This window comes from Marinomonas algarum (assembly GCF_020532605.1).
Classification (GTDB): domain Bacteria; phylum Pseudomonadota; class Gammaproteobacteria; order Pseudomonadales; family Marinomonadaceae; genus Marinomonas; species Marinomonas algarum.
The window spans coordinates 1-8841 of the sequence record NZ_JAJATW010000043.1 but is presented as its reverse complement, the minus strand read 5'-3'; the positions used below and the strand labels follow the sequence as shown (position 1 = coordinate 8841).

10 protein-coding genes and 2 pseudogenes are annotated in these 8841 nt (G+C 42.1%); 8 read left to right on the top strand and 4 right to left on the bottom strand.

Features of this window, described 5'->3' with window-relative positions:
• The first annotated feature begins 811 nt into the window (after window positions 1–811).
• From LG368_RS14960 to LG368_RS14950, 3 genes are all read left to right on the top strand, one after another.
• Window positions 812–1537, top strand: a complete 726-nt coding sequence (locus LG368_RS14960) for a hypothetical protein (protein WP_226755500.1) — start codon at window positions 812–814, stop codon at window positions 1535–1537.
• A 235-nt stretch (window positions 1538–1772) separates the two neighbouring features.
• On the top strand, window positions 1773–2303 hold the full coding sequence (locus LG368_RS14955) for a protein-tyrosine phosphatase family protein (protein WP_226755499.1): 531 nt from the start codon (window positions 1773–1775) through the stop codon (window positions 2301–2303).
• A 22-nt stretch (window positions 2304–2325) separates the two neighbouring features.
• Complete coding sequence (locus tag LG368_RS14950; RefSeq protein ID WP_226755498.1) at window positions 2326–3291, top strand: tyrosine-type recombinase/integrase; 966 nt, start codon at window positions 2326–2328, stop codon at window positions 3289–3291.
• Window positions 3292–3317: 26 nt separating this feature from the next.
• Here LG368_RS14950 and LG368_RS14945 read toward each other — a convergent pair whose 3' ends face one another.
• Window positions 3318–3599 (bottom strand): hypothetical protein, encoded by a 282-nt coding sequence (locus tag LG368_RS14945; protein ID WP_226755497.1) that lies wholly within the window; start codon window positions 3597–3599, stop codon window positions 3318–3320.
• A 154-nt stretch (window positions 3600–3753) separates the two neighbouring features.
• Here LG368_RS14945 and LG368_RS14940 point away from each other — a divergent pair, with 154 nt between their 5' ends.
• The 3 genes from LG368_RS14940 to LG368_RS14930 are packed head-to-tail and all read left to right on the top strand — an operon-like array spanning window position 3754 to window position 5341.
• A complete protein-coding gene (locus tag LG368_RS14940) occupies window positions 3754–4284 on the top strand; it encodes a helix-turn-helix domain-containing protein (protein WP_226755496.1) in 531 nt (176 codons plus the stop codon).
• The gene (locus LG368_RS14935; RefSeq protein WP_226755495.1) at window positions 4281–5003 is read left to right on the top strand and encodes an AzlC family ABC transporter permease; all 723 of its coding nucleotides are present in this window, start codon (window positions 4281–4283) and stop codon (window positions 5001–5003) included. Before LG368_RS14940 ends, LG368_RS14935 begins: the two co-directional genes overlap by 4 nt.
• A gap of 2 nt (window positions 5004–5005) precedes the next feature.
• Window positions 5006–5341 (top strand): AzlD domain-containing protein, encoded by a 336-nt coding sequence (locus LG368_RS14930; RefSeq protein WP_226755494.1) that lies wholly within the window; start codon window positions 5006–5008, stop codon window positions 5339–5341.
• A gap of 542 nt (window positions 5342–5883) precedes the next feature.
• On the opposite strand, the pseudogene LG368_RS14920 reads toward LG368_RS14930, so the two are convergent.
• Window positions 5884–6247, bottom strand: a pseudogene (locus tag LG368_RS14920) (transposase); the annotation flags it as partial.
• A 128-nt stretch (window positions 6248–6375) separates the two neighbouring features.
• On the opposite strand from LG368_RS14920, the gene LG368_RS14915 reads away from it, so the two are divergent.
• Together LG368_RS14915 and LG368_RS14910 are read left to right on the top strand one after the other, a co-directional pair.
• The gene (locus LG368_RS14915; protein ID WP_226755492.1) at window positions 6376–6687 is read left to right on the top strand and encodes a helix-turn-helix domain-containing protein; all 312 of its coding nucleotides are present in this window, start codon (window positions 6376–6378) and stop codon (window positions 6685–6687) included.
• Entirely contained in the window at window positions 6680–7894 is a 1215-nt protein-coding gene (locus LG368_RS14910) for a type II toxin-antitoxin system HipA family toxin (protein ID WP_226755491.1), read from the top strand. The genes LG368_RS14915 and LG368_RS14910 overlap by 8 nt, the downstream gene beginning before the upstream one ends.
• A gap of 252 nt (window positions 7895–8146) precedes the next feature.
• Here LG368_RS14910 and LG368_RS14905 read toward each other — a convergent pair.
• Together LG368_RS14905 and LG368_RS14900 are read right to left on the bottom strand one after the other, a co-directional pair.
• Window positions 8147–8482, bottom strand: a pseudogene (locus tag LG368_RS14905) (EamA family transporter); the annotation flags it as partial.
• Between the two features lie 45 nt (window positions 8483–8527).
• On the bottom strand, window positions 8528–8841 hold a 314-nt coding region (locus LG368_RS14900; RefSeq protein ID WP_226755489.1), incomplete at its 5' end, for an IS66 family transposase.

Sequence of the window (8841 nt, the reverse complement as noted above, 5' to 3'; positions counted from 1 at the left end):
TAATGCCTTCTTGTTCTGCAAACTCACGTCTCGACAATCGGCTTTGGTAGAGTTTTTGTAAAATGGCTTCTTTAAAGGCACTTGAATGTCTTTGGTAATCCACTGGTTTTCACTTACCGTCCCCTGTTTATTTAAAATAACAAATGAGGCGACAACTATCCTGACACAGGGGGTAACCTTCACCCTGAGTTTTTAAAGTTAGAGCAAGAAGTAGTATTTTTTTTAAATATTAATAACGATGATAAAACACTTATATCCCGGGAGGAAATTATCAAGAAAGATGACAAAACACTTATATCCCGGAAAGAAATTATCAAGAAGGCTGTCGTCCCATTTAAAGACACAGGGATACTTGGCATATTTAATGATAAACTTAGGCGTTATAGCTCATTAGTCAGTATTCTGAATTTAAACTATAAATGATTACGGTATAAAGCTAGACCTTTTTATAATTAAATTTCCAAAATTTGTATTATCCTTGCATTTTTAATCTCACCATACTTTGTCATAAACAGACAAATCTAATTTACCCAAACAACCAACATTTTCATAGTCTACAAATTCCCACTTCATGCGGTAAAACCTCCATAAATGAATAAAAATCTATATTGATAGTAGAAGACTTTTTGTATCTCTTCTAGTGAAAATCGATAAATTTGATTGTTGATTTCTCTTTAACGAGGGGTAATTTTGACAATAAAATTTGGGGGGGTTGCATTATTTTTTGTCGTGATAAGCTCTTAATGAAACAACCAGACAGGGGCGCCATTTTTTAGATGGCCTCTGCCATAAGTATAAGGAGTAAAAAATTATGATGACATTAACGACAGTATGTAAACCTATTTCTAGCCTATCTGCTACCGTGTTTTGGCGTGTAGGCAGCACTAGAAATGGCATCCTTAACGTGACTTTGAAAGCGCCACACGAGGATTCCGCGCTGGTTTGTGAGCTTGTGGCAATACAGCATTTGATCTTTAAAAAAGAAGTATTTTTTGAAAGCATATTCTCCGGGAAAGGCTGTAGGCTAGTTGTGTCAAAGGGTGCAATAAGAAAGCTCGCATTAGGAAGGTCAAACAAAACCTACGCGGAAAAGTACGCTGCTTTCTTAGATAGCCGCTTGGAAGGCGTAAAAATTGAGGTTTCTCAAAAAATGGAGTTTATGGCTAGTGAGGCTGAGTGTGAAGTGGAGCATATTCGAGAAACAAAGATAGATTTTAATATCATTTCTACGCCTGCAATCGGTGATGTTCGCATTACCAAACATGCTTTTGAGCAGTACAAGACTCGCATAACGTCAGGCGATCCAAAGAGGCCCTATAAGTCGTTGGTCAAAAGGTTAAATCACCCTGAATTACACATCCGAAGCCTAAATGATCGTGTCATAGCTCATAAAACAAGAAAGTATGGCCGATCTGACAACATAGAGTTGTGGACGCACGTTACGTCAGTTTTCAACTACCTAATTGTCAGAGATGACGCTGGTAATGGCACATTGGTAACAGTCTTTGAGAGAAATGGTTCGTTTGAAGAAGATTAGGTAAATTAAATATTTATTTTATGTAATTTATTAATTAACCTAGCTCTTGTGGTATTCACTTCTTGGAAGTGGTTTGTTTTGTGAGGATCAATCTTTACAAATTGCTGATCTGATAGAGGGATTCTCTACTTATTAAAATGATGGTTTTAAAAAGTAAAGGCCATAAAAAAAGGTAAGTGAGCAGAAACACTCGATCCGTTCAAAAATGAACACCGGTTAAATATAGGCAATTGCTATGAAAAAAGTGTTTTTTATAAGCCAGTCAGAAGCAGAAAAACTGAGTCCGGTAGAGGGTGCGGCGATAGTCTCTATTGTCGATCCAGATAAACAACCTGCCAACCTTGGAGCGTGGGAACATATTCACCGGGACAGCTTTTACGATGGCGGCTACTCGGAGGGCACTATTAGAACCATGAAGTCTGCGTTTCGCAAAAATTACTCATCGTACATAGACTCATCCCAAGCAGAAAGGCTATCTGCTTTTTTGGATGGTCTGGTTGCCAGTGGCGCTAACCAAATTTTTGTTCATTGCTATTACGGCGAGTCAAGAAGTGGCGCTGTGGCTATGTACCTTCGTGACAAACATGGATTCACTCCCAACAAACCTATTGAGAAACCCAATAGGACAGTTTATGACCTACTGTGTAATCCGACCAAGTTTGAGCTGTTGATACAAAGCTATGAGGTGCAGGATGTCGATAAAAAAACACCTTTTCATCTCAAATTATGGAGTTTGCTACTCGTTGCTGTTGGGATTAAAAAGTGATTTTTTAGGAGATAATTTTTAAATGAATACAAATATGCCAATAGAGCAACAAGCCAATTATGGTGAAGTATCGCTATCATCAGGCGTTTCAAACGCTCGAAAAAACCCGGCTATTGCTTATTTAATGAGCTTAGGCTCTAAAAAAAGTAGGCAAACTATGGGGTCTTTCCTCGACGTTGTCGCCAGAATGGTAGGTTTTCAAGGAGTTTACGATTTCGATTGGGGCGGCATGAGAAGGCATCATGTTTTGGCTGTTATCGATATGTTGAGGGAATCCGACAAAGCGCCGGCCACAATAAACACCTATTTATCTGCGTTGAAAGGTGTGGCTCTTGAGTCATGGATTCTGAAGCTGATCGATACCGACTCTTACCAGCACATTAAGCAAATAAAGTCTGTCAAAGGCTCACGTTTAACAAAGGGCCGGGCGCTCCATAAAGATGAGATTAACTCACTCTTTTCTGCGTGTGATCGTGACAAATCCGCAACCGGTGTTCGGGATGCGGCCATTCTTGCTGTTTTACTTGGCTGCGGCCTCAGAAGAACAGAGGCAGTCACCCTCGATTTCTCTGATTACAATGTGAGGGAAGGCTATTTAAAAGTCGTTGGTAAAGGCAACAAAGAAAGGAAAGCTTTTCTTCCTCCTACGACGCAAGACAGGCTTAACGAATGGATAGAAAGCTACCGTGGCGACACAACAGGGCCATTATTTACGAGGATAAGGCGCTATAAAGACCTTGTTTATACGGAGCTGTCTAGCCAAGCCATTTATCATATTTTAGAAGAAAGAAGGCTTCAGGCTAATCTAGAAAAATTCGCTCCACACGATCTTCGACGTACTTTTGCTTCACTTATGCTTAGTAATGGTGAGGATCTAATCACAGTAAAAGATGCTATGGGGCATTCCAGCCTCACGACGACTCAAAAGTACGATCATCGCGGTGATGATCGTCTGAAAAACGCCAGTGAAAGGCTTAATATATTTTAATAAAAACCCGGCAACAAAAGGCATCTTTATGCTTTCAGCGCAGTTTGAAAGATGGTTTGCAATTTCAATACAGTCTTCTGCCAATGAGTCTTGTACAGGGTACTTAATATGCTATCAAAACCTAGCCGAGACTCATTGTAAGGTTTTGGCTTTATCGCACGCTCAGCTGCAGAAAACAAAAATGTGTTCACTGCAGGGTTCTTTTTCAGATCGTATGCGACAATATCGCAAAACCCATCAACGGTTTTACGCATATACGTTGGCCCACAAATGAGGGTCACATTAAGTTGAGCTGACGCGGTAAACATAAGTCTTTTATTCCCATGAAAGAAAACAAAAGACTTTATGGTTTTTGTCGGAGATTAGAAGGTGTGGTTTAGCCGACGCTTACTTATAAATTAATTGACAATCGATTGTTCCTTATATAGAACGTTCTATATAAGGAACAATTTGAGATGCATCATGAAGAAATCCATTTTCAGCTCGTTAGGTCGAAATATACAGTTGTTACGTACGGCAAAGGGCCTATCTTTGTCGCAGCTTGCGCAAGATGCTGAGCTTGCGAAGTCCAACCTTTCTCGCATTGAACAAGGTGATGGTAACCCGACCATAGAAACCATTTGGCGTTTAGCTGTACAGCTGGATGTTCCGTTTGGTGATCTTGTTGCCAGTGTGGAATCTCCGCTGGGAGAAAACGGTGTACAAGTAAGATTGATCGACCAAGGAGAGGATAACCCGCGCACCGATGTGTATTGGATGTCTTTTGCGCCCAATACCATTAAGCAATCGGAGCCGCATATTGCAGGTACTACAGAAACCATAACACTCATAAGTGGCAAATTGCTGGCGGGTGAAAATAAGGATCTGCAGCATATGGACATTGGAAAAGCACATACTTTTGCAGCAGATGTGGCCCATTGTTATCAAAATGATGATTCATGGGCGACCTTAATTATGGTCATTACCTACGCAAAACAGGACGTTCCAGCATGACTACCTCGATCCAACCTTTAACAAGCGCACCTTGGAAGCAAGGCGTAAAAGACGCGATTCCACTACTGGGTGGCTACATTCCTGTGGCGATTTCCTTCGGACTGATTTCGATTCAGTCTGGCTTTAGCGTGTTTGAGACCATACTTATCTCCACCTTTATCTATGCCGGTGCGTCGCAATTTCTGTTTGTGGCCATGGCGGCTTCTGGCGCACCATTGTGGTTGATGGTGATAATGACCTTGTTAATCAACGCTCGCCACATAGTCTATGGTCCAAATCTCTCACCTTACTTAAACGAAGATAAAAGGTGGATTCCACTAATGCATGGTCTAACGGATCAAATCTTTGCGCTTGCACATGTCCGTTTGCCTCAACTGCCAGATCAGGCTCAGGTAGGCTGGTACACAGGCGCAGCAACGTTAGCCTGGTTTAGTTGGATTGCAGGTACTGCATTGGGAGCCATTGCCGGTGGAGAGTTAACTCAACGTTGGCCATTAATCAACGAGATTTTGCCTTTTGCACTACCTGCGTTATTTTTTGTCTTGATTGTTCCCCGATGTAACAACCCTTTATGGACTCTCACCATTATGGTGTCTGCTGTTACCGCCTTAATATTGAAACTATTAGGCTACCCGAATATAGCTATTCCATTAGCTGCTATGTGCGGTGCGGTGCTGTACTACGCGCTAAAAAATCAACGCATCATGAGAGGGAAATAAGCATGGAAACTTCAATGTGGTTAGCGCTCACCGGCATTGCTATTGGCACTTACTTAATTCGCCTGTTGCCGTATCTGTGGATGAAACAACGCTTGGCGAAACAACAAAAAGAGGGCGGCATTAGCGCAATGCCAACATGGTTAACCATATTAGGACCCACCATGATTGCCGCCATGTTTGGTACCTCTTTAGTGCCTATTCATCTTGATGTTGCGTCTTGGTTAGCGACGGCTGTTGGCATGCTTATTACCTTCGTCGTCTGGACTCGTACTCGCTCGATGGGCTTACCCATTTTATCGGGAGTAGTGGCATTCGGTATTATAACGATTTTGTTTTAGTGACCGAGAGAGAGCCAAAAATACCACATGCTTGAAATGAAATACTTGGAATTACAAATAGATTTGATGGCAGGTAGTTGAATAAGGTTGTCTAAAAGCAAATCTGTTTACTTGATACTAAAAGCTGATTTGTTTGCAAATTCGTGTCGAATTAGTCGAAAGTCACTTTACAATACATTAGAGCGTGAGATTGGATTGACACCTTCTTCATATATTCGTCATTTGAAATTAAAGCAAGCGCACTTAGATTTAGAAGATAACGTACATATATGAAATGTTACTCAAGTCGCTTTGAAATATGGCTTTACCAATCTAGGGCGTTTTTCGGTACAATATAAAGAACTGATTGGTGAACTCCCATCTCATACCTTACGAAGAAGGTAAGCGTCCGGCCATCCCCACCTAGAGACGTTGGACATCCCATGACAGAAAATCATCGCCAGTGTTTCTAAATCGGCTAAAAAACAAACAATATCACCAATTTCAGTACTTTTAGCCTCTAAACAAGCTATTTTATCCTTATTTAGAGGTTTTTAGACGAATTATCCCCTTACGGCTCGTACCATCTGATCAATTCTAAACACATTGGCTAATGCAAACAGCATCGCCAGTTTGTTATCATTTTTCTCTAAGCAGCGATAGACGACTTTCCTAAAACCGAACTGACGCTTTATGATCCGAAACGGGTGCTCTACTTTTGCCCTGATACTGGCTTTTATGTATTCTGTTCGGATAGGTTGCTTATTTATTCTTGGATGTTTCTTGAGAAGGCGCACCTTGCTTGGCCCTTTCTTTTTTATAAGTAGGGGCAATCAACCAATTGGTTTTGATGCCGTTGAGCTCTTCTCGTTTTTGAGCGCCTCGATAACCTGAATCTACCGAGATAAAACGTTCCTCACTATGAAGCGGATACGTAATTACATATCTAAATATTTTTTTGATATGTAATAGCTAATCATTTTTGTGTCCTTTGAAGTGCTGTGATATATTTAAATATATAACTTTACCAAAGTGATGTAATAAGGTGTATCGATATGAGCTATGTAATAGAGCAGATACTAGAAAGCCTCCGAAAAGCTCGGGTACGTAAAGGTTTTAGCCAAAGAGAGCTGAGTGCGCGTTCGGGTGTGCCTCAAAGCCATATATCGAAAATTGAGTCTGGCAGCGTTGATTTAAGAATGTCTAGTTTGATTGCACTTGCTCGTGTACTCGACTTAGAGTTATTTGTTGCACCAAAAAAAACTGTACCTGCCATTAAGTCGATCATTCGAAGTAGCCAAGGAATCAGCGATGAAAGTGAGGCAATGTCGCCCGCATATCAGTTAGAAGAAGACGACGATGACTAATCATGTTTCTACTCTCAACGTTTTGCTCTACGGTGACCCTATTGCAACGATCACCAATGTTGGCAATGACAGAACGCTTTTTTCTTTTATGGATTCGTATATTAATGACGAATCACGGCCTACGTTAGGGCTTGGTTTTAAGGATTCGTTAGGCAGTTTGCTAACCAACTTCAAACCTACTCAGACCAAGTTAACTCCGTTTTTTTCCAACCTTTTGCCAGAAGAAACGATGCGTAATTACCTGGCAGAGCGTGCCGGAGTGAACCCAGCGCGGGAATTTTTTCTATTGTGGGTATTAGGGCAGGATTTAGCAGGCGCGATTACGGTTGAGCCTGCGGATGGTGAAGCGTTACCACCTAATGTGCATCAAGACATTGACGATGAAACGAAAATAGATGCTCCAATGCGCTTTTCATTAGCAGGTGTGCAGTTGAAGTTTTCAGCCGTACAACAGGCAAACGGAGGCTTGACGATTCCAGCGACAGGCAAGGGTGGTTCTTGGATTGTGAAATTGCCGTCGTCTCGATTTGACGCTGTGCCAGAAAATGAATATTCGATGATGGAGCTGGCGCGCAAGTTAGGTATGGATGTGCCAGAGACCCAGCTGCTCCCTATTAACCAGATAGCTAATATCCCAGATGGCATTGGCAAATTTGGTGACAGTGCGTTTGTGATTAAGCGCTTTGACCGTGCAGATAATCAAGCCGTACACATTGAAGATTTTGCGCAAGTGTTTGGCGTCTATCCTCAAGATAAGTACAAAAAAGCCAGTATGCGCAATATTGCTCAGGTTATCGGCATCGAAGGCCAAGACGAAGACATCGCAGAATTTACGCGCAGATTGGTGTTCAATACCCTAATTGGTAATGCCGATATGCATTTGAAAAATTGGTCTGTGATCTACAAAGACAAGCGCACCGCATCGATAGCACCTGCCTATGATTTTGTCTCAACCATTCCTTATATCCCCGATGATAGTGCGTCGCTGAAGGTTAGCCGTAGCAAGAAATTCAGTGATTTCACGCTGGATGAGTTATCACACCTAGCAGCTAAAGCCATGTTGCCAGAAAAGTTGGTTTTAGAGACTGCCAAGGACACTGTAGCAGGCTTCCATGAGGTATGGGCGAAAGAAAAAGCGCATTTACCACTTACCAAGTCGATGATTGAAGCCATCGAAACGCACTTACCAAACATACCGCTACGCTGAACTCCTAGTAGCTAAAGCGTGCATATTGATAAAGCTGGTTTAATTTCACGCGATTTTACGGCAGTTTCTGCCGTAAACTGGAAATTTTGCAAACTGCACAATGATACTGGTGTCGTAATAAGGCGCGCTACCGAGTGGTAATGACAAAACTACTCTGACGAAACAATAGAGGCAAGGCAGGCATTGTCACATACTGTCATAGGGATGATAAGAGCTGTAGCTGCTTTAACACATGCCAGTCTAGTCAGGCGGTCAATTAGTAACCCGTTTGCGCGTTAGCGCTATCCCTAAAATGATTAATAACATCGCCGCCAGGCTGTGCCATTCAATGCTTTCGCCTAAAAGAAGCGCACCAGTAAAATACGCCACGATAGGAATCACGTAATTGATGTATGAAAGAAACGTAGGGCCTGCCGTGGCGATAACGGAAAACAAAAGAATGGTGCCAAATGCTGTTGGCCCAACACCTAACCACAACATGGATAACGTGTCTTTTACAGAATAACTTTGCTGCCAAGGTAAATCTTGCCACAGCCACAATGGCACGACAGCAATGCTTGAAACAATCGTCATGCCCGCTGCGGTGACAACCGGGTTATAAGGTAAGCGTCAGAGCATCACCACCTAGATAGATCAGACGTTCCATGGCAGCAGGTCATCAAGACTTTCGTTGGCCTGTCGTTTTGGCAGCTCTTCGAAGAGTGTTACTAAGTAATCATACGGGATTAGCCCATTGGCTTTAGCGGTTTCGATGATGCTGTAAAGTATCGCACTCGACTTGGCTCCATTACCTGTATTAGCAAACAACCAGTTTTTACGTCCGATTACGAAGGGTTTGATGGCTCTTTCAGCTCGGTTGTTGTCGATGTTAATTTGCCCATTCTGAAGATAAACCGTGAGTTTCTCCCATTGATTCAGATTGTATTGAATCGCTTTTCCAAGCAAGG